General features: G+C 65.8%; 1 protein-coding gene. It reads right to left on the minus strand.

The window, feature by feature from the left end:
• Positions 1 to 489: LLM class flavin-dependent oxidoreductase (locus tag G9373_RS45655; RefSeq protein WP_167121408.1), on the minus strand; the 489-nt coding region annotated here is incomplete at both ends.

The following is a 489-nucleotide window of genomic DNA, read 5'->3' on the forward strand; positions in this document are numbered from 1 at the left end:
TCTCGATCATCTTGTCGATCTCCGCCACATCACGGTCGGCCTTCTCCGCCCCCTCCGCGACCGCAGGCATCAACTTCTCCGTGTACAACTCCATGCCCTTCCCGGACGTGCAGATGAACCCGTCACCACTGCGACCGGCATACCGGGCCACCACCGGACCACCCGCGGCGATGTACACCGGAATCCCACCCTCGGGCACGTCGTAGATCGACGCCCCCCTCGTGGTGAAGTACTCCCCCTCGAAATCGACCCGATCGCCCAGCCACAGCTCACGCATCAACCGCACCGACTCCCGCAGCCGCGCGAACCGCTCCTTGAACTCCGGCCACTGACCCGCGAAACCCGTCGCGATCTCGTTCAGCGCCTCACCGGTACCCACCCCGAGCATGATCCGCCCCGGATACAGACACCCCATCGTCGCGAACGCCTGCGCCACCACCGCCGGGTTGTACCGGAACGTCGGCGTCATCACCGACGTCCCCAACTGCA

This window comes from Rhodococcus sp. A14 (genome assembly GCF_011603105.1).
GTDB classification, from domain to species: domain Bacteria; phylum Actinomycetota; class Actinomycetes; order Mycobacteriales; family Mycobacteriaceae; genus Rhodococcus_F; species Rhodococcus_F opacus.